The 23,127-nt window shown below is 35.2% G+C and carries 20 protein-coding genes; 12 read left to right on the forward strand and 8 right to left on the reverse strand.

Translation table 11 applies throughout. The features are described from left to right. Nucleotides 1-90: 90 nt before the first annotated feature. From KKG99_15955 to KKG99_15965, 3 genes are all read right to left on the reverse strand, one after another. Nucleotides 91-936, reverse strand: a complete 846-nt coding sequence (locus tag KKG99_15955) for an MBL fold metallo-hydrolase (GenBank protein MBU1014492.1) — start codon at nt 934-936, stop codon at nt 91-93. A gap of 4 nt (nt 937-940) precedes the next feature. Then, entirely contained in the window at nt 941-2,056 is a 1,116-nt protein-coding gene (locus tag KKG99_15960) for an ROK family protein (GenBank protein MBU1014493.1), read from the reverse strand. Between the two features lie 117 nt (nt 2,057-2,173). Beyond that, nucleotides 2,174-2,773: a hypothetical protein gene (locus tag KKG99_15965; protein ID MBU1014494.1), complete on the reverse strand. Its 600-nt coding sequence runs from the start codon at nt 2,771-2,773 to the stop codon at nt 2,174-2,176. A gap of 327 nt (nt 2,774-3,100) precedes the next feature. Here KKG99_15965 and KKG99_15970 point away from each other — a divergent pair, with 327 nt between their 5' ends. Both KKG99_15970 and KKG99_15975 read left to right on the forward strand, forming a co-directional pair. Next, nucleotides 3,101-3,808: a TonB-dependent receptor plug domain-containing protein gene (locus KKG99_15970; GenBank protein MBU1014495.1), complete on the forward strand. Its 708-nt coding sequence runs from the start codon at nt 3,101-3,103 to the stop codon at nt 3,806-3,808. A gap of 60 nt (nt 3,809-3,868) precedes the next feature. Further along, nucleotides 3,869-4,576 carry a TonB-dependent receptor plug domain-containing protein gene (locus tag KKG99_15975; protein MBU1014496.1) on the forward strand — a complete coding sequence of 236 codons (708 nt, stop codon included), beginning with the start codon at nt 3,869-3,871 and terminating at the stop codon, nt 4,574-4,576. Between the two features lie 51 nt (nt 4,577-4,627). Here KKG99_15975 and polA read toward each other — a convergent pair whose 3' ends face one another. Then, on the reverse strand, nt 4,628-7,423 hold the full coding sequence (polA, locus tag KKG99_15980) for a DNA polymerase I (protein MBU1014497.1): 2,796 nt from the start codon (nt 7,421-7,423) through the stop codon (nt 4,628-4,630). A 235-nt stretch (nt 7,424-7,658) separates the two neighbouring features. Here polA and KKG99_15985 point away from each other — a divergent pair, with 235 nt between their 5' ends. After that, complete coding sequence (locus KKG99_15985; GenBank protein ID MBU1014498.1) at nt 7,659-8,990, forward strand: PhoH family protein; 1,332 nt, start codon at nt 7,659-7,661, stop codon at nt 8,988-8,990. A gap of 10 nt (nt 8,991-9,000) precedes the next feature. On the opposite strand, the gene KKG99_15990 is transcribed toward KKG99_15985, so the two are convergent. The 4 genes from KKG99_15990 to KKG99_16005 form a co-directional block, all read right to left on the reverse strand. Beyond that, the gene (locus tag KKG99_15990; protein ID MBU1014499.1) at nt 9,001-9,987 is read right to left on the reverse strand and encodes a M28 family peptidase; all 987 of its coding nucleotides are present in this window, start codon (nt 9,985-9,987) and stop codon (nt 9,001-9,003) included. 107 nt (nt 9,988-10,094) lie between these two features. Beyond that, on the reverse strand, nt 10,095-10,700 hold the full coding sequence (locus tag KKG99_15995) for a nitroreductase family protein (protein ID MBU1014500.1): 606 nt from the start codon (nt 10,698-10,700) through the stop codon (nt 10,095-10,097). A 4-nt stretch (nt 10,701-10,704) separates the two neighbouring features. Further along, on the reverse strand, nt 10,705-12,060 hold the full coding sequence (locus tag KKG99_16000) for a GHKL domain-containing protein (protein MBU1014501.1): 1,356 nt from the start codon (nt 12,058-12,060) through the stop codon (nt 10,705-10,707). After that, on the reverse strand, nt 12,050-13,429 hold the full coding sequence (locus KKG99_16005) for a sigma-54 dependent transcriptional regulator (protein ID MBU1014502.1): 1,380 nt from the start codon (nt 13,427-13,429) through the stop codon (nt 12,050-12,052). The genes KKG99_16000 and KKG99_16005 overlap by 11 nt, the downstream gene beginning before the upstream one ends. A 203-nt stretch (nt 13,430-13,632) precedes the next feature. Between KKG99_16005 and KKG99_16010 the strand changes: the two genes are divergently transcribed. The 9 genes from KKG99_16010 to KKG99_16050 all read left to right on the forward strand — a co-directional run bounded on the left by KKG99_16010 (nt 13,633) and on the right by KKG99_16050 (nt 23,108). Beyond that, a complete protein-coding gene (locus KKG99_16010; protein MBU1014503.1) occupies nt 13,633-14,883 on the forward strand; it encodes an HlyD family efflux transporter periplasmic adaptor subunit in 1,251 nt (416 codons plus the stop codon). 54 nt (nt 14,884-14,937) lie between these two features. Further along, the gene (locus tag KKG99_16015) at nt 14,938-15,627 is read left to right on the forward strand and encodes an ABC transporter ATP-binding protein (protein MBU1014504.1); all 690 of its coding nucleotides are present in this window, start codon (nt 14,938-14,940) and stop codon (nt 15,625-15,627) included. A 232-nt stretch (nt 15,628-15,859) separates the two neighbouring features. Beyond that, a complete protein-coding gene (locus KKG99_16020) occupies nt 15,860-16,123 on the forward strand; it encodes a hypothetical protein (GenBank protein ID MBU1014505.1) in 264 nt (87 codons plus the stop codon). Nucleotides 16,124-16,171: 48 nt separating this feature from the next. After that, nucleotides 16,172-16,624, forward strand: a complete 453-nt coding sequence (locus KKG99_16025; GenBank protein MBU1014506.1) for a nuclear transport factor 2 family protein — start codon at nt 16,172-16,174, stop codon at nt 16,622-16,624. 89 nt (nt 16,625-16,713) lie between these two features. Then, the gene (locus KKG99_16030; protein ID MBU1014507.1) at nt 16,714-19,158 is read left to right on the forward strand and encodes an ABC transporter permease; all 2,445 of its coding nucleotides are present in this window, start codon (nt 16,714-16,716) and stop codon (nt 19,156-19,158) included. A gap of 284 nt (nt 19,159-19,442) precedes the next feature. Continuing rightward, nucleotides 19,443-20,219: a hypothetical protein gene (locus KKG99_16035; GenBank protein ID MBU1014508.1), complete on the forward strand. Its 777-nt coding sequence runs from the start codon at nt 19,443-19,445 to the stop codon at nt 20,217-20,219. 47 nt (nt 20,220-20,266) lie between these two features. Then, nucleotides 20,267-20,869 (forward strand): hypothetical protein, encoded by a 603-nt coding sequence (locus KKG99_16040; GenBank protein ID MBU1014509.1) that lies wholly within the window; start codon nt 20,267-20,269, stop codon nt 20,867-20,869. 24 nt (nt 20,870-20,893) lie between these two features. Beyond that, entirely contained in the window at nt 20,894-21,802 is a 909-nt protein-coding gene (locus tag KKG99_16045) for an ATP-binding cassette domain-containing protein (protein ID MBU1014510.1), read from the forward strand. Then, entirely contained in the window at nt 21,795-23,108 is a 1,314-nt protein-coding gene (locus tag KKG99_16050; GenBank protein ID MBU1014511.1) for an ABC transporter permease, read from the forward strand. Before KKG99_16045 ends, KKG99_16050 begins: the two co-directional genes overlap by 8 nt. Nucleotides 23,109-23,127 lie beyond the last annotated feature (19 nt).

The following is a 23,127-nucleotide window of genomic DNA, read 5'->3' on the forward strand; positions in this document are numbered from 1 at the left end:
CATTAAAATACAGTCTCCTATTTCATAAGCGTTTTTATAAATTAAGATATAAGACGTTAGACTTTAAATATTAGACAAAAATTCATAAATTTAGTTGGCTACCAATTTATTTAATGTAAAGGTTTCTTTAACCTTCACTCCTTTTTCTGTCATTTCGATAGAGCAACATTCATGATATAAATCATGCTCAAAAAACAGAATGACATCTTCTTCCAAAGCTTCTTTAAAAAAGCGTTCACGATCTTCAAGAGTAATTAAAGGTTTGGTATCGTAAGCCATAATCCAGGGCATTGGGATATGGGCTGTAGAAGGGAAGAGATCGGCAGTGTAAGCAATGGTTTTATCCCCAAATTTTATATGTGGAATAATTTGACCCTGTGTATGTCCATTAAATATTTTGGCATAGATATTTGGTATTATTTCACCTTCTTTTTCTACAATATTTAATTGTCCGCTTTCTTTTATCGGTAGTATATTTTCTTTTAAGAAAGATGCTTTTTCCCTTCGATTTGGATTTGTTGCCCACTCATACTGTTCTTTGCTGACCCAATATTTTGCATTCTTGAAAGCAGGAACCAACTTACCTTTTTCATCGTATTTGATACTTCCGCCACAATGATCAAAATGAAGGTGGGTAAGCAGCATATCCGTGACATCATCAGTGGTGTAACCGTATTTATTTAAGGAAGTTTCAAGTGTTGCTTCGCCATTTAAATAATAATGTTTCAGGAAATTTTCGTCTTGTTTATCGCCAATTCCATTATCAATTAAAATAACATGTTCTCCGTCATCAATTAGCAAACAACGCATGGCCCAATTGCAAAGATTATTTTCATCGGCAGGATAAAGTTTGTTCCACATTACCTTCGGAACCACACCAAACATGGCTCCTCCATCCAATTTTAAATTTCCGGTTTCAATAGCGTATAATTTCATCTATTTATTTTTTTATATTTTTAACTAATTGATTCAAGGCAAATGCATATGCTCCTATTGAAGTTGCTTTTGAGGTTCCTAATTTACTGATTCCAACGCCAATTTTTTTAATGGGGTCATAAATTTGTTCTTGTTTAGAGAAAGGTACTTTAATTTTTATTTCTGAATTTTCTAGAAATGCTTTCAGTTCTTCGGTAGATTCAAGATTAAATGCCCGTACTTCCATTCTGCTTAAACGATTAGAACTTAGGGTTATAAAATTGGAATTCATTTCATCAACCAATGATTGAATAAAGAGCGAATGAGCCCCAGATAAGCCACCACCTATTACTATTAAACCATCAATCAAACTGGTGGCACTTGCTAAGGTATCACCTGCTACAACTGCTAATTCATGAAAAGCTTTTAAGGCTGCTTTTTGATTCCCATCAGATTGACCCATTCCAATTTTACATATGAGATCCGGTTCCGGAACCTGATGTATGGGTAAACCGGATTCTCTGGCATAAACCCGCTTAATCCCTCTGATTGTTAGGCTATCTTCTGCACTTGTTTCAGGATAAAGTTTATTCCGAAAGCGGTTTATTTCAGCACTTGCCGAGTTATCACCACAAAACAGAATCTCATTATGAACGATCCCTGCACCGTATCCTGTTCCCAATGTTACTCCCAATAAATTATTAAATTTTCTAAAACTTCCTTGTTGCTTAAAAATGGAATTAATTTCTGGAAGCAGGCCAACCATCGACTCTCCCAATGCAAATAAATCGCCGTCATTATTAATATACACAGGAAGTTTGAATTCATTTTCAAGCATTGCCTTCAGTGCAATCCCACCTCTGAATTCAGGAATATTTTGAAGGTCACCAATAATACCATTCTTGTAATCGGCAGGCCCCGGAAAACTGAAACTTATTGCAACAGCTTGATGTTTTGTGTTTTCGTTTAGTTGTTGAAATCCATCAATCATTGTTACTAAAATTTCTTTAAGTTTCAAACCCTTAATTTGCCTACTGATAGGTTGACCAAGTCCTTTTCCGGATTGAATTGCAGAAAAAACAAAATTTGTACCTCCGGCATCAAGGGTAAGCACAATTCTTTCATCTTTGAAATAATCCATATGTTTTTTTAAATGAGACCTTAAAATTAGAAATAATTTAATAAAAAGACCTGCCAAAAATTGGCAGGTCCGTTGGATGTGTTATATATATAGAAGTACGCCCTTTTATTTAAGGACTTACTGTTGAGCATGTGTTCTTTTTTCTACTTTACGATACGTTGCCTTCATGCTAAAATATTCGTTCTCAGTTAAAACTACTTTCATGTCATCTGTCGAACTAATGATTTTATAGTTTGAATTTAGGGATTTAGATTTTAGATCAAGAAAAATATCAGGTCCGTAAGGGTTACATTCAAGTACAAAGTAGTTATCCAATCCGTCCATTCCATCATAAAATCGCGATCCAGGTTCCCCATAATTAATCCATATTTCGTAGTCAACTTCCCAGGCATATTCAACCCAGCCATTTCTTGTTCCAACCATACCATCATAATAGAGGGTATAAATACCCGGGCGAATTCGGTAGTAGTCATCCCAATAAAAATTTGAAGGTATTGCATTGGTACCTGGATCAATATAATCAGGTTCTGAGTCAGTCCAGCTTAGTGCAATAAAAGCTTTACCATCAAATCCGTCGTAACCCCAATACTCTTTTTGACATGAACTAAGAAAAAGCAGTAAAACCCCGGCAATAATTATTTTATATCCAGAGAGAAAATTCATTGATTCACTTTCTTGGATTTTTTCATTTAGTTTTGAAAATATTGTCCTTTTCATCACTTTTGTATTTAGATTAACAATTCCGCTTCCAATCAGAGTTATCCAAACAGCGTGCCAATTTTAAATATAATTAAATTAAATGTTTGGTATAGATTTTGGATAATTATGAAAAAAAATCAATTTATTTTGACAATACTTAGAAATTGACATTTAATTATGTAATTTTAATATTCTGATTTACAGATAAATCATATTATTAACGATCAAATCATTATTTATAGGTAGGGTTGAGTTTCAGTAAATCATCATTAATAAAGTTAGTAAAAAGTCAAAAAAAATAATTCATTTTAAATAAAGTAACAATCTCACCAAAACAATTAGAAAATGAAATTAAAAACAATCGTTATAATAGCTTTGTCACTATTGGTAGTTGAAGTATCTTTTGCTCAAACTAAAAAGCAGAAAAAAATTACCCTTAGTGGGTATGTTACTGATGGCAATAAAAAACCTTTATCAGGAGTGACAATTATTGTCGATGGAGTTACACTTAATAAGTCCACCAATTCGAAAGGATTTTATAAAATTAATGTTAAGCCCGAAATAAAAACTTTGATGGTCTACACGATGTTAAACGGTGGATTGGAAGTTGAATTTACCGGAAGGACAAAAATAAATTTTATATTGGAGCCAAATACATCAAATGAAGGAAAGTATATACCAAAAGATCAACTGGTTGACCTAGGGTATGGAAATGCACTAAAGAGCAACCTAGCATCTAGTTACGGGGTAATAGATGGCGAGAAATCGGACGATTTTAATTATAAAAACATATTTGATATGATTCAAGGTCAGGTTCCCGGTGTAGTTGTAAGTGGAAGTTCTGTTCTTATTAGGGGAACAAATTCAATTAATGGGGGTACGCAGCCACTTTTTGTCGTAGATGGTTCTGCGACCTATTCTATTGAGTATATCAATCCAAGGGATGTAAAATCAATCTCTATTATCAAAGGTCCTGCAACTGCAATCTATGGCGTTAAGGGTGCAAACGGAGTAATCCTGATAACAACCAAGAGCGGATCGATTAAAAAATAGCACTCAATGTTAAAAGGGAAAATGAATAATAGTTTTTACCATATAAATAATTAGAAAAAAATGAAATTAAAAACAATCGTTATAATAGCTTTGTCACTATTGGTAGTTGAAGTATCTTTTGCTCAAGAAAAAAAGAAGACAAAAAAAATATTAGTAAGTGGTTATGTAACCGATGTGTATGAAATGCCTCTTGAAGGGGTTTCAATTATTGTGGATGATGCGATATCTGATGTAATGACCAATAAAAAAGGGTTTTATAAAATAAAAGTACAGCCGGATACAAAAACTATAATGGCATATTCGTTCAATCATGGTGGTATCGAGGTGAATTTTACCGGAAGAACTAAAATTAATTTTATTTTATTAGCTGATTCGACAAATTCCAACTATGTTAGTTCAGAGGAAGGTAAAATGCTCGATTATGGATATGGTAAGGTTAGTAAGAAGCACAGTACTTCGAGTATAGCTAATGTTGAAGATAATGTGATAAAAGATAACACGTATACTGATATCTATGAAATGATAAAGGGTAAGGTTGCTGGTGTTGCCGTTACCGGAAAACAAATAACGATCAGAGGGATTTCTTCATTAACTGCCCAAGGAAATCCATTATTTGTTGTGAATGGGATGGAGACAAACTCTATCGATCATATTAATCCAAGAGATGTACAATCAATTTCTGTACTTAAAGGACCTTCTGCAGCCATATATGGCTCAAGAGGGAGTATGGGTGTAATCATTATTAATTTGAGAAGCGGTAATAAATAAGACTTTAAATACTCAAATCTAATTTTCAAATTGGGCTATTTAATTCTTTCGTTAATGTGCCTCTAGCCAGTTATTGCCTGTGTTTATATCAACAACAATTGGTACTTCCATTTTTATGGCGTTTTTCATACTGTTTTCCACAATTTTTTGTACGATCTGCAATTCCGATTTCAAAGTATCAAAAACCAACTCATCATGTACTTGAAGGATCATTTTTGATTGAAGTTTTTGTTTCTCGAATTCTTCATAAATGCGAATCATGGCAATCTTGATCATGTCTGCAGATGAACCCTGTATAGGGGCATTGATGGCATTTCTTTCTGCAAACCCTCTAACTATGGCGTTATTTGAATTAATATCATTCAAATACCTGCGACGGCCCATAATGGTTTCAACATAACCTTTTTCACGAGCCGACTTTATGGTAGATTCCATGTAATTTTTCACACCTTTATATTGCTTAAAATACTGGTCGATTATCTCAGCGGCTTCTTTTCGTGGAATTGATAATCGTTCAGATAAGCCAAAGGCAGAAATACCGTAAATAATACCAAAGTTGACCATTTTCGCATTTCTGCGCATATCTTTTGTAACTTCATCAAGACCAACACCATAAACCTTTGATGCGGTTGCCGTATGAATGTCGATCCCATCCTTGAATGCTGCAATCATTTGTTGATCTTTGCTTAATTCTGCAATAATTCTCAATTCGATTTGCGAATAATCTGCAGCAAATAGAATATGGTTTTCGTCTCTCGGGATAAAAGTTCTCCGAATTTCCCGGCCTTTTTCTGTGCGGATAGGAATATTTTGAAGATTTGGATTTTGTGAACTTAATCTTCCGGTTGACGCCACCGTTTGCATATAAGAAGTGTGGATACGTCCATCACGAGGATTTACCAATTCGGGTAAAGTATCAACATACGTTGATTTTAATTTGGTCAAAGTGCGAAAATCCAATATTTCAGAAATAATGGGATGCTTATTTACTAATTTCTGTAAAATATCTTCTCCTGTAGAATATTGCTTGGTCTTGGTTTTTTTGGCGTTATCAATTATTTTTAAACGGTCAAATAAAATTTCGCCCAACTGTTTTGGAGATGCAATATTAAATTCTTGTCCTGCATGACCATAAATCCGATCTCTGATTTTCAGTAATTCTTCATGCAACTCTTTAGAGTAAGTATTCAGGACCTCAAAATCAAGTCTGACACCTTCTGTTTCCATCGAAACCAGGACCGGAATGAGAGGCCCTTCAATTTTTTCATATAATTCAAGCGTACCTGATTCTTTTAACTTTGGTCTGAATAATTTTGATAGTTGCAGCGTAATATCTGCGTCTTCGCAAGCATAATCAACCAATTGAGAAAGCTTATACTGCTGAACCTGCCTCATGTTAAGCTGATGTCCTCGTTTTTTTTCGGTGATTTCATCATAACTTATGGGCCTATATTTCAAATAAGTTTCTGCCAGATAATCCATCCCGTGACGTAAATCAGGTTCAAGTAAATAGTGTGCAATCATTGTGTCAAATAGCGGACCTTTCACTTCAATCTCATACCATTTTAAAATCGTAATATCGTATTTGATATTTTGTCCGACTTTCTCAATTTTTTCATTTTCAAAGAGAGCCTTAAATTCAGAGAGAATCCGCAGACATTCATTATAATTTTCAGGTAATGGTACATAAAATGCCTTGCTAATTTCAAAGGCAAATGATAAGCCGACAATTTCTGCGTTATTCGCATCCTTATCGGTAGTTTCGGTATCAAAACAAAATGAAGATTTTGAACTTAATGCTTCAATTAACTCTTTACGTGCTGCTGAAGAATCAACCAGAGTATAAGAGTGGGCTACCGTTGAAATATTGCTTTTGTCAGGAATTAATCTTTCATTTTCGGGTAATTCGCTGAACAAATCCGCATAAGTATTATTGTCTTGCTTCACCACAACGCTAGGTTGAGCTGGTTGATCCGTGAAAAATCTTTGGGCCAACTGACGAAATTCAAGTTCAGCAAATAATTGTTTAAGGACAGGAATATCCGGTTCATTGATCTCTAACAGGTTTTCATCAAAATCGACCGGAACATCCAAGATGATCGTTGCCAGTTGTTTTGACATAATCGCTTGTTCACTGAAAGCTTCCAAATTTTCTTTTAGTTTTCCCTTCAGTTGATGTGTTTTTTTTAATAGATTTTCCAAGCTGTCAAATTCACCAATAAGTTTTGAAGCCGTTTTTTCACCAACCCCGGGAACCCCCGGAATATTATCTGAAGCATCTCCCCAAAGTCCGAGAATATCAATGAATTGTTCAGGCCGTTTTAAACCATATTTCTCACAAATCTCTTTTACTCCAACAATCTCTGGTTTATTACCTAATCGGGCAGGCTTATACATCAAAATGTTTTCTGAAATCAATTGTCCGAAATCCTTGTCAGGAGTCATCATGTAAGTAATATAGCCTTTTTTTTCAGCTTTTTTCGCAAGGGTTCCTATGATATCATCAGCTTCGTATCCATCCAGAGCGATTAAAGGAATATTTAGTGCTTTTATTAATCGAATAATATAAGGGATCGCCAGGGATATATCTTCAGGCATTGCTTCACGATTTGCTTTGTAAGCAGCAAATTCAATGTGTCGAACTGTGGGTGCTTTTGAATCAATGGCAACCCCTATATGACTGGGATTTTCACTCTTTAAAACCTCAATCAGGGTATTGGCAAAACCAAGAATTGCAGAGGTATTTAATCCTTTTGAGTTGATCCGGGGGTTTTTATTAAGTGCAAAATAAGCACGGTAAATCAATGCCATTGCGTCAAGTAAGAAAAGTTTTTTTGGTTCGGCCATCGTCAAAAATTTGTGTTATTCTTTTGTTCAAAATTATTAGGATCGTTCAGAATGAATAATGTGGATGAGCACCTATAAATCAGTAATTCCCAATTATGCAAATATACTTAAAAGATCAGGATTTTAGATCATAAATGCTTTCCGGATATTTTTTGATTTGTTATTAATTTGTGGCTCATCCATTATTTTTAAGCATTTTTATGGTTAACTTTACCCGTATACAATACCTAAAATTATGGCAAAGAGGAAGCAAAAGAAGATATTTGTGCTCGACACTTCAGTTATATTGTATAATCATGGTGCCCTGCATAGTTTTGATGATAATGATGTAGCCATTCCTATAACAGTGCTTGAAGAGCTCGATAATTTCAAGAAAGGCAACGAAATCAAAAATTTTGAAGCTCGTGAATTTATTCGTATCATGGATCGCTTATCAGGTAAAATTACACTGCAGAATTGGATTCCCTTAGATGGAAAAGGAAAAGGAAATTTTAAGGTTGTGATGAATGAAAAAAGTGAATTGGATGCTGTCAAGATTTTTGGCGAAAATAAACCCGACCATCGAATCTTAAATGCTGCAATCGTTCTGGCTAACGAAAATCCGGATAAGAAAGTGATTTTAGTGACCAAGGATATAAACCTGAGGCTTAAGGCCAAATCTTTAAGCATTCCTGCCGAAGATTTTGAAACTGGCAAGGTGAAAGACGTTGATTCATTATATTCAGGAAAATCGGTTATTGAGGATGTTGATAAAGCTGTGATTGATAAACTTTATATAGAAGGAAGTTGCACCCTGGCTGATATTGGAGAAAAAGCTTGCCATCCAAATCATTATTTTATTTTAAAAAATAACCGAACATCTGCGCTTGGTTTTTTTAATCCTGTGACTAAATTGGTTGAGCGGGTTGAAAAAAGACAGGCGTATAAAATTTCACCCCGAAATGCCGAACAGGTTTTTGCGATCCATGCCATTATGAATCCTGATGTAAAACTGGTAACGCTTCAAGGTGTGGCCGGTACTGGTAAAACATTAATTGCGCTTGCAGGTGCCCTTGATCAAAAACGTTCTTTTAAGCAGATTTATCTGGCCAGGCCAATCGTTCCGTTAAGCAATAAGGATATAGGCTATCTGCCGGGAAATATTAAAGAAAAAATCAATCCATACATGGAACCCCTCTGGGACAATCTAAAATTCATCCAGAATCAGTACAGTGAAAGTGATAAGGAATTCAAGGTGATTACCAATGCGATAGATTCGGAAAAACTGGTGATTACACCACTTGCCTATATCCGGGGTAGAAGTATTTCGAATGTTTGTTTTATCGTTGATGAGGCACAGAACCTGACACCTCACGAAGTGAAGACCATTATTACACGGGCTGGTGAGAATACCAAAATTATTTTCACGGGAGATGTATATCAAATTGATACTCCTTATCTTGATTCTCAAAGTAATGGATTATCATATTTGATCGATAAAATTAAACACCATGAAATATACGCTCATGTTCGTTTAGAGAAAGGAGAACGTTCGGAACTGGCAAATCTGGCGAATGAACTTTTGTAGGAATCAGATACTACTTTTCTTCAAAAATAACGGTCATCACGGTACGCCCTACCACTCCTAAACTTATCGGGTCTATTACAGAGAGATCATCCCCTATGGTATGCCAGTGTTCAAAAAATCCTGTGGAACTGTTATCATCATAATCGATAATATTGATGGTTGGAATATTCAAGTATTTGTTAATTGGCACATGGTCATCGAGAATTGAACCACCGGAAATAGATTTAAAATAATCGGCATAGCCCAGTTTTGCTGCTGTTTTCCATACCATATCCATAATGCCAGGTGCATAATGCATTGAGGTAGATTCTTTTGCGAAAATCGGATCAGTGGCACCAACCATATCTAACAAAATCCCAAATCTGGCAGTATAATTAATCTGATGTGGATTTTTTGACCAATATTGAGAACCCAATGCCCAACTATCGTTATTCCCATAACTACCTGAATCTTCAATATCAAACAAAACAATATCGATCCCAGCCGAAGTATAATGCTGACCTAAGTGACGAGCAATTTCTAATAATACGCCAACTCCGCTGGCCCCATCATTAGCCCCTTGTATTGGCTTATTATGATTAGAGGGATCAGGATCTTGATCGGCATTTGGACGAGAATCCCAATGAGCACATAGCAAAATCCTGTTTTTCTTTTCAGGTTGAAAAGAAGCAATAATATTTTTGCCTTCAATAATATTCCCGTCAGGCAAGCGCGTTTTAAAATTTTGAATCTGAACTGCTGCACCAAATTGGTTCAGCGTAGTTTCGAGATAAGAAAGACAATTCGCATGAGCGGTTGAACCAGGAACCCTGGGTCCAAAAGATAATTGTTGCGCTACAAAAAAGTAAGCCGAATCAGCATTAAATGAAGGTATAAATATTTCTTTTTTTTCAATTGTTGCACTTACCTTTTTCTCAGATGGCCTGGAATTTCCGCAGGCTACACTAAATAGTAAAATAGTGATGGATATAGATGCTTTGAAATATGTTGTTTTCATGTGTTAATAATTTTGATTTTAATGGTCACATAGCTTTTCCCGATTTTTCGGAAGAATATCTATTATTAACATTCGTGATTAGTATGAACAGTATTAATATGGCTATATCATTTTGATTTATTGATTAAAGAAGCGGGTGCGCCAAAAACATCCTGAGATATAATTTCATTTATGGGTTTTCTTTCTCGTTCAGCCTTTTCGGAAACTTGCATTCTGGAAGGTAAAATTGACGGGTCACCTATATAACCCAGAGCAGTTATCGTTAATGGCTCAAAATTATTGGGTATTTGTAATAATTCGATGGCTTTTTCTTTGGAGAATCCAGCCATTTGATGTGCATAAATACCATCGCTCATTGCCTGAAAAGTGAGATGTGCAACAGCTTGTCCAACATCATATCGGAAAGATTGGTTTTCACTACCATCTTTTCCGGTTCTTTCACCACAATTAAGTATTAAAATCGGTGCGTGAATTGCCCATAGTTGATTAAATTCAACCATTGTTTCGAATATTTTCCGATAGGTTGCGTCATGTTTTTTGCCGATTATAAAATACCAAGGCTGAAGATTGCTGGCTGATGGCGACCATCGAGCCGCTTCAATCAGTTTTAAAAGTAAGTCGTCAGAAATCTTTTTTTCACAAAAAGCCCTTGGGCTCCATCTATTTGCTAAAAGATGATTTATTTCAATGCTGGTTTTAGCTGCTTTTGTCATCCCATTAAAAAATTAAGGTAAAAGTGGTCCCATCTTTTGGGGTTGATCGCACGGAGATTGCTCCCTTATGCAAGCTCATGATTTGTCGTGACAAACTTAATCCAATACCCGATCCGGTTTTTTTAGATGTAAAGAAAGGCATAAATATTTTATCCAGTATATCGGGTTTGATACCGCTGCCGTTATCCGAAATTTCTATTAAAACCCTGCCCGAATCATTCTTATAAGCCATAATGAATATTTGAGGGTTTTGAATTTCGCTTACGGCATCAATTGCATTTAGCATCAAATTTATGATTACCTGGTCAATTAAATCAGGATCGGCGGTAATTTTCAAATCATTCGGCATAACCTTAGAAGTACACTGGATTTTATGATTATCCATTTTTGGCTTCATCAGTTCAGAAGAGCGTTCGAATAATTCCTTTACTTCAAAGTATCGGAAATTTGGTTTTGGGATACGTGTAAGGTTTCGGTATATTTCAACAAAATTTAAAAGCCCCTGACTTCTTTTTTGTATTGTTTTTAATGCACTGCCAATTCCATCCATATCTTCCTGGTCAAGCTCTTTTAATCTCAGATCAGCTTCCGGATCAACAAACATCATTTCTTGTACCGTTGATGCCAGAGATGAAATGGGTGTAATTGAATTCATGATTTCATGCGTGAGTACCCTGATTAGTTTTTGCCACGATTCAATTTCTTTTTCTTCTAATTCAGCGTGAATATTTTGCAGGGCAATTAAAGTGTATTCTTCGCCACGCATGCGAAATTCAGTAGCATAAACCGACAATTGTAAAAGCTCATCCTTAATAAATAACTTGATTAAGGTATTATCGCCGGCTTTCATTTTGTAAAGCATTTCCGGCAAATCTTTTTTTATCAGTTTTAAATCGTCAATGTACCGAAGATTTGATATTTTAAATAATCGTTTCCCAGCCGTATTTATGATGTCAACTTTCCCATCTCTGGTGAAAGAAATAATCCCTATGCTTACATGCTGAACAACTGTTTGAAGGTAATTAAAATGCTCTTCTTTTTCGGCACGGTAACGTTTAAATTCATTTATGATTTGATTAAACTCATTATTCAATCCTTCAAAACTTTTGCCCATTCCTTTATCAGAGAATGAAGTTGCAAAATCGGCATGCCTGATGCTTTCGAGGAATTTCCCAAGTTTTTTGTTTGTGTTTTCAACAAAGCGAATGGCACTTATTACTTGTACAATAATTAATGCGCCAACAATTAAAAGGCTGATTAAATACTTTTCAAATTCAGCCAGATAAACTAACAGAAAAATAGATAAAGTGAGTAAAATAATCCTGGCAATAACCAGAAAACGAAATCTATTATAAACCATATTTTTCGATTCTACGATACAAAGAAGCCCTTGTTAGTCCGAGTTCTTTTGCCGCTTTGCTTATATTACCCCCATGTTTGTCAATCACCTTTCTGATAAGCATTTTCTCTGTTTCCTCAAGATTCATGTTTGATGGAAGATTGTCCAAATTGTTATCTGAATCATTTTGAGAAATAAAGAAATCATGAGGCTCAAGTAAATCGGATTCACTCATAATAACGGCTCTTTCTACAGCATGTTGCAGCTCCCGTATATTTCCGGGCCATGTGTGTTTTTCAAGTCGCTTTGCAGTACTTGAGTTCAACCGTTTTTTGCTTATTTTGTATTTTTTGCAATAAATATCCAAGAAGTGATCGACCAACAATGAAATATCTTCAACTCTTTCGCGCAAGGAGGGTATTTGAATTTCCACGGTATTGATCCTGTATAACAAATCCTGACGAAATTTATTTTCGTTCACCATTTGGTACAACGGCATATTAGTAGCACAAATTAAACGAACATCAATTGGTATTTCCTTGTTGGTTCCTAATCTGACTACTTTTCTGTTTTGGAGTACACTTAATAATTTTGATTGTAAACTGAATGTAAGATTCCCGATTTCATCCAAAAAAATGGTCCCTTTATTCGCAGCCTCAAAGCGTCCGGCTCGATCTTCTTTTGCATCGGTAAAGGCCCCTTTTTTAAATCCGAATAATTCGCTTTCGAATAGGCTTTCGGTAATTGCCCCCAAATCAACACTTATAAAAACCTGATCTTTCCGGTTCGATGCCCTGTGAATTGCTCTGGCGATTAATTCTTTGCCGGTACCATTTTCACCTAATATCAAAATATTGGCATCAGTAACAGCGACCTTTTGAACCGTATTTAAAACCTTTTGCATCGATTCCGATTCTCCAATCAAATCTCTATATGCATGGTTTGTGTCAGCAATTAAAACTTTTTGTTTTGATCTTAAATCCTCAAGCTCAACTTTTGATTTTTTTAATTGTAAGGTGGTAGTTATAGTTGCCAAAAGTTTTTTATTTTCCCAGGGTTTTAATAAGAAATTTGTAGCACCTTCCTTAATTCCCTGAACGGCTAATTCAATATCTCCGTATCCGGTAATTAAAATTACAATTGAAGTTGGATCTATTTCTAAAATCTTATTCATCCAATGAAATCCTTCTTTTCCGCTAGTTGCGTCGGGTGAAAAATTCATATCCAGAAGGATTAATTCATAACTCTCATTCTTCAGTAAATCAGGAATATTTGCAGGATTGGCTTCCGTGTGTACAATATTGATATGTTGTTTAAGAAATAACTTGGCAGCTAAAAGCACATCCTGATCATCATCTACAATTAAAACTTTGGCGTCTAATTTCTCCATAATCTAAAGGCAAAAAATTGAATGAATTTAAAGATTATGGTAAAGGTATAAATTCTGTTCGTATTTGTACAAAAAAATGAACGATATCGAACAATATATACTATTACGACATTTGACACATGCTGTAATTGTCAGAAAAATAGCGCATTATAATTAGTGGCATGCATTTAGTTAAATAGTGTTAAAATATTAATTTTTAAGAAATGGACAGAGCAATTGAAAAGAAAACATGGACGCCTAAAAGAATCGCAAGCATTATTGCAATAGCAGCATTTTTATTTTTTATTTTTTATTTGTTATTCCTTAGGGATAAGTCGAGTAAACTTTATGTTGATAAAAATACCTTAACAATTGCACCTGTTTTAGCAGATAAATTTTTAGAGTTTATTCCAATTGATGGGGTTGTGTTCCCAAAAAACACAAATTATATTGATGTTGCAGAGGGTGGAGTTGTTGAAGAAAAATTTGTTGAGGATGGAGCCATGCTTAAGGCGGGGGATACCATCGTTAAGTTGATGAATTCGCAAATGGAATTGAGCAATATGGAGCAGGAAACCAGAATGCTAGCCGAAATCAATAATTTATCAAACACTAAACTGGCTCTTGAACAAAATAACTTTTACCGACAAAAGGAAATCGTAACACTCGAATATACCATTGATAAAACTAAGATTGATTTTGAACGAAAGCAAGGTTTATTTAATGAAAAAGTGATATCTCCAAAAGAATTTGAAGATGCTGAACGGGAATATAATTTTACCATGAAACAGCTAATGATTTCTCTCGAACTTCAACGTTTGGATTCAATTTCAGGAGCTAATCAAACCCGATCGATCAATACATCACTTAGTAGGATGCAGCAAAATATCCAATTGCTGAGAAAAAAAATGGAAAATGCATTTATTAAAGCACCTGCTTCAGGAAAACTCTCTTCATTTAATGTAGAAATAGGTGAAACAAAGAGACCTGGTGATCGCCTTGGACAAATCGATATGCAGGATGGGTTTAAGTTAAAAGCTAATATTGACGAAAGATATATTTCACGTGTTTATGAAGGACAAGGTGCAGAATTCGATTTCAATGGGGTAAATTATCCACTCGAAATATTTAAAATTTATACAGATGTAACTAATGGCTCATTTCAGGTTGATATGCATTTTGTAAATGGCTATCCTGAAAGTATTAAACGCGGCCAAACCATTCAATTACGCTTAAAGTTTAGTGGCGAATCAGATGCAATTATCATTAAACGTGGAAGTTTCTTCCAGGAAACCGGAGGCAATTGGATTTATGTTGTTGATCCAACAGGAAGTTTTGCTATAAAACGATCTATCAGATTAAACAGACAAAATACCAATTATTATGAGGTAATGGAAGGATTGCAACCTGGTGAAAATGTGATTGTATCTTCATACGATTCATTTGGTAGTAAGGACAAACTAATTTTCAGATAAAATCTTTTATATCTTTAGAAAAGCAAATAATATTATTATATAAAACCATATATCATGTTAAAAACAACTAATCTATCAAAAGTGTTTCGAACCGACGAGGTTGAAACAACTGCATTAAACAATGTATCCTTCGAAATTAAAAAGGGTGAATTCGTTGCAATTATGGGTCCTTCCGGATGCGGAAAATCAACATTATTAAACATCCTTGGATTATTAGACAATCCAACTGGTGGAGAATATTTTTTCCTCGACAATGAAGTGGCTAAACACAGTGAAAAACAACGTGCCAAACTTAGGAAGAATAATATTGGCTTTGTTTTTCAAAACTTCAACCTTATCGACGAACTCAATGTTTTCGAAAATGTTGAACTTCCTTTAATTTATTTGGGATACAGTGCAAGTGAAAGAAAAAAACGTGTAGATGAAGTTTTGGAGCAAATGCAAATCATTCATCGTAAAAAACATTTTCCACTTCAATTGTCGGGCGGACAGCAACAAAGAGTTGCAGTTGCCAGAGCTGTGGTAGCTAAACCAAGTTTAATTTTAGCGGATGAGCCTACAGGTAACCTTGATTCAGCACATGGCGAAGAGGTTATGAATTTACTCGAAGGCTTGAATCAAACCGGTACAACCATAATCATGGTTACCCACTCGCAACGTGATTCTGAATATGCTCAAAGGGTTATCAGGTTATTCGACGGCCAGATAATTAATGAGAATATCAAAAGTGCTGCAGCAGTTTAAAAACAATTGGAAACAATTTCTATTTGTTTAGAAATGCATTCGTGCTGGTAAATAAATAGTGTATTTATTATCGAAAATGCTTCTTTCCTTGTGTTTTGTGCTTCTGATAGGTTTAGCACAACATACACATTGAAAGAAGTGTTTTTTGTTATTGAAAATATTAAACCAACTTTTTTATCGTGTGAAATTGGATTGAATAATTATTTAATTATTAACGCTAAAAATTATTGTTATGAGAGAAGTAGTTGTATTAATACCGGATATCGACAGAGAACAAAATGTCGAAATAGACGTACGGATCAATGGCCGTAAAAAAACCATGGAATATCGTGTTGAATTATTGGATTGGGAAGGAAATAATGTTCCACCTGAAGATAAGGTTCAGGTTCTTCGTCATAAAATTGCAGCTTATGACAAAGATTGGGAATTGGTTGAAATTGGTGCTCCAACAGATCAAAACATTCCACTTATGTTCAGAAAAAAAGCTGACAAATAAAAATTGTTTGTACATTCAAATTAAATCATCTAACTAAAATTTTATACCATGAGAAAATTATCAACGACCATAATTTGTGCCTTCATTCTGATCTCCGGATTTTCGCAAACCGAATTAATTGTGGAAAAAGACAATATTAAAAAACTGATATTATCTGCTTATATCGACGGGATTCATAATAAAGGGGATATTGCCCAAACTGAAAAAGGATTTCATCCGGGTTTCGATCTGTTGATCCTTCAAAATAACAAACTTGAAAAACTACCAATTTATAATTGGATTGAAAGTTCGAAAGAAAGAAAGACAAAGAATCCAATTCCTTTTACTGATGATGAAATGACGAAATGTGAATTTTTGGATATTGATATCTCCGGGACCGCCGCTGTTGCAAAAATTAAATTATCAAAAGGCGGCAAAGATATTTTTATTGATTACTTGTCGCTTTATAAATTTAATGAGGGTTGGAAAATCGTCGGTAAAATTTATTATCGTTTGCCATAGTCATAGTTTTATAGAGGTACCGCCACATTTGTATCATTAAAAGTAGGGCGGTATTTCACTATTAAGTTATGCTATCAATAAGGCTTCTTATGGTAAAAAATTTGATTAACATCAGTATCAGGTATTTCTTAAAAAATCAGGGTTATTCTTCGATTAATGTTTTTGGCCTCGGGCTGGGATTGGCTACCTGTATTCTGATTTTCTTATTCCTGCAGGATGAGTTATCGTATGATAAATTCCATGAGAATGCATCAAACATTTATAGAGTTGAGACTCATATTGTGGGACAGGGAGAAGATTCACATTGGGCCGCTTCGACGGGCAATCTCATTCCTTTTATTCAGGAGAACTACCCTGAAGTTCAAGCAGCATGTAAATTGAATTTCAGCTTCAATCAGGATGTACTGTCATATGGAGATTTATCTTTCAGAGAAGAAAATATGGTGTGGGCCGATTCCACATTTTTTGATGTTTTTTCCTTTGAAATCATAAAAGGGAATAAAATAGATGCACTCTCCGGTCCCGCCAAACTGGTATTTACCGAATCAACTGCAAAAAAATACTTTGGGAATGATGATCCCATCGGTAAAATTATCAAGTTGTACGACAGAAGCTTTCAGGTAACAGCAGTAATTAAGGATGTTCCGTCAAATTCGCATTTCCATTTCAACATAATCGTTGCAATGGATGACCGAAGAAGAGGTGATAACAGAGTTGATCGCTCAATGGCCAATGCGTTTTACTCCTATGTCCGTGTTAAGGACGAGGAGACAATGCTAAGTTTCAAAGAAAAATTGGATCAACGCATTTGGGAAATTTTAGGTTATACTGTTTCCGGCGATAGCACAAATATACCGGAGGGTACAGATGCTGAATTCATCCTTCAATCCATTACCGATATTCATTTAAACGGGCACGCTGAAAAAGAGATTAAAGCCAATGGGGATAAGCAATATGTAATTAGTTTTTCAATCATTGCCTTGTTCGTTTTAACCATTGCATGCATAAACTATATGAACCTGGCAACTGCCCGATCAGCCAAAAGGGGTCGAGAAGTGGGAGTAAGAAAAGTGTTGGGTGCAAATAGATCAAATATTTTCCGACAATTTATGGGCGAGTCGTATGTAATGAGCCTGCTTGCCTTAATGATCGCTATTGTAATTGTCGAAATTGTCTTGCCGGGCTTTAATGTAATAACTGGAAAAACACTTACTTTATCCGTTTTGGCAAACCTCCCATTATTAGGTTCAATCATCGTAATATTCTTATTTGTTGGATTTATTTCAGGATCATATCCGTCACTATTTCTTTCTAATTTTAATCCATTGGTAGTTTTAAAATCAAATACCATTAGTGGGCATAGCAAAACAGCTCTTTTTCTAAGAAGAGGTTTGGTAATTCTTCAATTTTCCATCTCAATTATACTCATTATTGGGGCACTCATTATTTATGCTCAAATTAAATACATTCAAAATAAAGATTTGGGTTTTGATAAAAAAGATATTGTTGTATTAAGATTAACGAATACCATTCGTGAAGAACAAATAAGCATCCTGAAAAATGAATTCAAGAGTATTCCAGAAATTGCCTCGGCAACTGGTACATCTGTTATTCCTGGCGATCGTGTTCATTTTCTGACAGTGAGATTACCGGATCAGGTTGATGAAAATATTCAAACCACAGACGAGGATGGCGGTGTTTTTACGATGCGTGTTTTGTTAGCGGATGAAGATGTGATAAATACTTTTGGAATTCAAATAAAAGAAGGTCGTGGTTTTTCTTCTGAATTTGGAACGGATTCAGATGCAGCATTTTTAATTAATGAAGCAGCGGTTGAATGGTTGGAACTTAAAGATCCGGTTGGAACTCGTTTCGAGTATTTGTATGCTTTACCGCAACCTAAAAAGGGCCAAATAATCGGGGTCATGAAAAACTTTCATTATGCCTCTCTGCATGCAGATGTTGAGCCGATAATGATACATATTTCTCCAATGCTTAAACAATATTTAAGTATCAAAGTTAATTCGAAAGATGTAAAAAATGTAATTGCTTTGATTGAGCAAAAATGGGTTTCTGTTTTCCCATCCATTCCTTTCGAATATTTTTTACTGGAATCATCTTACAATGAAATGTATAAGTCGGAAATCAATATGGGGCAGATCATTACCTATTTTACTTTTTTAGCCATATTAATTGCTTGCTTAGGATTATTTGGACTTGCTTCCTATATCATGGAACAACGAACAAAGGAAATTGGAATCCGCAAAACTTTGGGTGCATCCATGTCTTCCATAATCAGGGCATTATCAAAAGAGTTCATAATACTTGTTGCCATATCTAATATCATTGCGTTTGTGCCGGCTTATATTTTAATGAGAAATTGGTTGAATAATTTTTATTACAGAATTGATATCAGTATTTGGGTGTTCATCGTTACAGCGATATTATCAATTACAATTGCTTTGATTACCATTGGCTCTCAAGCCTTGATCGCAGCACGTGAAAATCCGGTAAAGAGTTTGAAATATGAATAATGAATATTAATTGGATTCAGATATAAATGTATTGGCCCCGAAAGGTTTATGGGAAAAAAAAGGGAAAATTAACATATTTGATGCGGACTAAAGCACTGAAAATCGCACTTCGATGGCACTTAACTATACCATGTGCCAGCAAAAGTACCATTTTTTAAAGATATCTTCGAAATCACTTGGATTTTATATTTTAATAGTTGTATTTTTGTAAACTTCAAAATAAATGAAGTATATAAAATATTAATTATCATGAGTTATCAATCAAAAATAAGAATATCGATTGGATGGCTTACCCAATTGGAGTATTAACCTCGTACATAATTGCACTTGTAGAAATTGTCATAAGAGAATATTTAATAAAAAAGGGATATGAGATTATCATAACTCCATATTTTGCAATATCGCTTGTTGGATTATTTTTTATTGTACTGGGGGTTATTCAGTGGTTCAGGTACAATAATTGGATATACCCAATTCTGGGAATATTAATGGGGATTACTACATTCTTTGCTTCATTTAGTTTCTCAGATCACTCTGCCATATCCAAAGTTATTTATTTAGTATGTTCTATTGTCACTATACTCTTTGTTGTAATAAACTGGCAATCCTTTTACTGCCACGAACGATTTGAAATCAATTCGCGTAGGTTGTTTAGACTTGCCTCTGAAAGGATATATCAAACGAGCGAAGGGTTTACTGAACGCCTTTATTCTGCCGGAAAGGTAGATTGTAGCAAAGATGAATTGCTAGGTTTTGCAAGGATTCTGCATAGCTATTATGTTGTCCGTCCTTTCTATTATGAGAATTATATTACTCTTGCATTTTCGATGAATACTAGCATTTTGGCTATCAAAGAGGCTTTGGATGTTAGTCATATCATTCTCGATTATAATGGAAGTATCAGGGTAAAGATTTCTGAAAAAGATTATAGAGATTATAAAGAGCGGTTGAGCTTTGATCAGCTATGTTCATCAATGGCCAATGTTTTTATAAGATTTCTTGATTATTATCAAAAAGGACTTGAATCGCGGATAGTAACAGAATTAAAATCGGCAAAATAACTCCATAGAGTTAATCTTACAATGAACTTCAGATTTAATTTCGAATAATGAATTTCAAACAAGCAGCAATACTGGGTTCCTATATTTCAAAGGATTATGCCGAAGATCTCTTCCGGCTTCTTACAACTTATAAAAGCATTTCTGCATCTGAGGCGGCATCACGGCTTAATCTTCATATTAAAACCATTCAGGATTTTCTGGAGGATATGCATAAACTAGAGATACTCGATAAGGAAGAGGTTTATGAAGGGAAGAGGCCCTATTTCAGGTATTGGTTAAAGGTAAAGCGAATTTCGATGGATATCGATTTGACACCACTCTATCAGGACGAAGACTCTTCTGATTCGAGAATTAGTCTGAAAATCAGGGAGAAAAAGAATGCAAAGGTAAAATTTACAACATCCAGAAGTAACGATTATTTAAGCAATATTGTAATATGGGTAGGTGAAGGTCGCGATCGCAAAGAGAGAAAGATTAATCTTTCAATCCCGCAGGGTAAATTCTTATTCCATCTCCCTTTCCCTAGTGCAGATTATATAAGTATTAAGGAAATTATGAATAAAGCAGGTGTTGATGCGTTAAATATCCATGAAATACTTGATATTGTAGATGTTATGTTGAAATTTGGGGTAATCGAAAGTAATATATAATTATTCAATAAAAACGGTTGAATTATGAATGTCATAGAGTTGAATCATATCACGAAAAGCTTTGGTAAGCACGTTGCTGTAAATGATCTTTCCCTTGACGTGCCAGAGGGTAGCATTTACGGATTCATTGGCCCAAACGGATCGGGGAAGACAACCACCATTAGGATGATAATGAATATTTTCTACCCTGATAGCGGAATAATCAAAGTCTTTAATGGTGAACAAGCAGGAAATCTTTTGAATAGGATTGGCTACCTTCCAGAAGAGAGAGGTTTATACAAAAAAATGAAGGTGAAAGAGCTGATCTGTTTTTACGGAGAGTTGAAACATGTATCCAATCCTTCGCGTGAAGCTGATTATTGGCTCGAAAAATTCGACCTGTCGAATTGGGCAAAGAAAAAGGTTGAGACCCTAAGTAAGGGTATGAGCCAGAAGGTTCAATTCATCATTACAATAATCAATAAGCCCGAGATTATTATCCTCGATGAGCCGTTCAGCGGGCTGGATCCAGTAAATGCAGAAATTATCAAAGAGGTAATCCTTGATCTTAGAGCCAAAGGATCAACCATTGTTTTCAGTACTCACGATATGTCAGTAGCAGAAAAGATGTGTGATTTTATTTTTATGATCTATAAAGGAAAAAAGGTTCTTGATGGTACCCTTGAATCAATACAAAAGCAGTTTGGTCGGGATACTATAAGAATTCAAATGGAAGGAGGAGTTTCTATGCTTAATGGGATTTCTGGAATAGAAAGAATAAATGATTTTGGACAGATTCAAGAACTTCGGATGCTACTAGGAGCCGATTCACAACAAATCCTATCAGACATTATCTCAAAAACAAGGGTGACAAAATTTGAAATTGCCTCACCCTCATTAAATGATATTTTTATCCGAATTGCCAGACCTGAAAAAAATGGAAGTTATGAATAAATCATTTGTAATAGCAAAGCGCGAATATCGTGCAGCGGTCAGAACTAAAGCATTTCTGATCTCTCTTCTTCTTCTCCCGGTTTTTATGGGAGGGGGTTTAATTGTACTAACGCTGTTTAAGGACAAGATCGATCTCACGGATAAGAAGGTAGTAGTTCTGGACTACTCTGGTTTGATGGGGGATCATATTATAAAAACAGCAGAGAGCTGGAATAAAAACAATATTTACAATGATAAAAAAGAACAAATTTCACCACTGTATTTCATCGAGATTGTTCAACCTGATACAGTAAACTCATTACAACAGAAGTTGGATTTAAGCAATAGGATACGCCATAAGGAAATTCATGCATTTTTGCAGATTGGGGTTGACGTAGTACATCCTCATTATGGGGAGGAGCAATCAAGGATATTCTACTTTGCTGAGAATTCTGCGGTTGATAATGTCAGAGAGTGGCTTAGTAATGTTATTAACAATAAGATACGCGAAATGAGGGTTGTTGAACTTGGGGTGGACCCGAAAAAGATTAATGACCTATTCTACCGGGTTGGTGCAGAGAGTATGGGCCTCTTAAAGGTTGATAGCAAATCAGGTCAGGTAATTGATGCCAAAGAGGTAAACGAGATGCAGGCAATTCTTATTCCCTATTTCCTAATTTTTCTGATGTTCATGATGCTGATGATGTCAGCAGTTCCACTTCTCTCTTCTGTTATGGAGGAGAAAAGTGAAAGGGTTGCAGAGGTGTTGTTGGGTTCAGTCACACCGTGGCAGTTTATGATGGGAAAAATCATTGGAGGCCTAGGTGTTTCGCTTACCACTTCTACAATCTACGTTTTAGGGGCAGTTATTACACTAAGAAAAATGGGAATGAACGATATAATCCCATATGAGGTATTGCCTTGGTTCTTTGCTTACATGTTACTCAATATTATAATGGTAGGCTCTATCATGGCGGCACTTGGGGCTTCCTGTAACGACTCAAAGGATGCTCAGGCGATCCAGTTTCCAGCAATGCTTCCAATAATTCTACCACTATTCTTTATGATGCCGATAATTATGGATCCTCTGGGTAAATTAGCCACTGGTTTATCGCTTTTCCCACTATGGACTCCAATGATTATGCTTTTACGACAGTCAACTTCTGTGACCATTCCCACTTGGCAACCAATAGTAGGTTTGATAGGAGTTGTACTATTCACATTCTTTTGCGTATGGGCAGGTGCTCGTATTTTTCGGTCAGCCATTATTCTTCAAGGTAAACGGCCTAAAATAGGCACTTTGTTTAGGTATATTATTAAGGGCTAATAGTACAGTTTGAAGTATT

The sequence above is a fragment of the Bacteroidota bacterium genome, from assembly GCA_018816945.1.
GTDB lineage: Bacteria > Bacteroidota > Bacteroidia > Bacteroidales.

Bases quoted from the DNA above. Each gene is read 5' to 3' on its own strand.
- KKG99_15955 (MBU1014492.1), bottom strand. From the start codon at position 936: ATGAAATTATACGCTATTGAAACCGGAAATTTAAAATTGGATGGAGGA.
- KKG99_15960 (MBU1014493.1), bottom strand. From the start codon at position 2,056: ATGGATTATTTCAAAGATGAAAGAATTGTGCTTACCCTTGATGCCGGA.
- KKG99_15965 (MBU1014494.1), bottom strand. From the start codon at position 2,773: ATGAAAAGGACAATATTTTCAAAACTAAATGAAAAAATCCAAGAAAGT.
- KKG99_15970 (MBU1014495.1), top strand. From the start codon at position 3,101: ATGAAATTAAAAACAATCGTTATAATAGCTTTGTCACTATTGGTAGTT.
- KKG99_15975 (MBU1014496.1), top strand. From the start codon at position 3,869: ATGAAATTAAAAACAATCGTTATAATAGCTTTGTCACTATTGGTAGTT.
- polA (MBU1014497.1), bottom strand. From the start codon at position 7,423: ATGGCCGAACCAAAAAAACTTTTCTTACTTGACGCAATGGCATTGATT.
- KKG99_15985 (MBU1014498.1), top strand. From the start codon at position 7,659: ATGGCAAAGAGGAAGCAAAAGAAGATATTTGTGCTCGACACTTCAGTT.
- KKG99_15990 (MBU1014499.1), bottom strand. From the start codon at position 9,987: ATGAAAACAACATATTTCAAAGCATCTATATCCATCACTATTTTACTA.
- KKG99_15995 (MBU1014500.1), bottom strand. From the start codon at position 10,700: ATGACAAAAGCAGCTAAAACCAGCATTGAAATAAATCATCTTTTAGCA.
- KKG99_16000 (MBU1014501.1), bottom strand. From the start codon at position 12,060: ATGGTTTATAATAGATTTCGTTTTCTGGTTATTGCCAGGATTATTTTA.
- KKG99_16005 (MBU1014502.1), bottom strand. From the start codon at position 13,429: ATGGAGAAATTAGACGCCAAAGTTTTAATTGTAGATGATGATCAGGAT.
- KKG99_16010 (MBU1014503.1), top strand. From the start codon at position 13,633: ATGGACAGAGCAATTGAAAAGAAAACATGGACGCCTAAAAGAATCGCA.
- KKG99_16015 (MBU1014504.1), top strand. From the start codon at position 14,938: ATGTTAAAAACAACTAATCTATCAAAAGTGTTTCGAACCGACGAGGTT.
- KKG99_16020 (MBU1014505.1), top strand. From the start codon at position 15,860: ATGAGAGAAGTAGTTGTATTAATACCGGATATCGACAGAGAACAAAAT.
- KKG99_16025 (MBU1014506.1), top strand. From the start codon at position 16,172: ATGAGAAAATTATCAACGACCATAATTTGTGCCTTCATTCTGATCTCC.
- KKG99_16030 (MBU1014507.1), top strand. From the start codon at position 16,714: ATGGTAAAAAATTTGATTAACATCAGTATCAGGTATTTCTTAAAAAAT.
- KKG99_16035 (MBU1014508.1), top strand. From the start codon at position 19,443: ATGGCTTACCCAATTGGAGTATTAACCTCGTACATAATTGCACTTGTA.
- KKG99_16040 (MBU1014509.1), top strand. From the start codon at position 20,267: ATGAATTTCAAACAAGCAGCAATACTGGGTTCCTATATTTCAAAGGAT.
- KKG99_16045 (MBU1014510.1), top strand. From the start codon at position 20,894: ATGAATGTCATAGAGTTGAATCATATCACGAAAAGCTTTGGTAAGCAC.
- KKG99_16050 (MBU1014511.1), top strand. From the start codon at position 21,795: ATGAATAAATCATTTGTAATAGCAAAGCGCGAATATCGTGCAGCGGTC.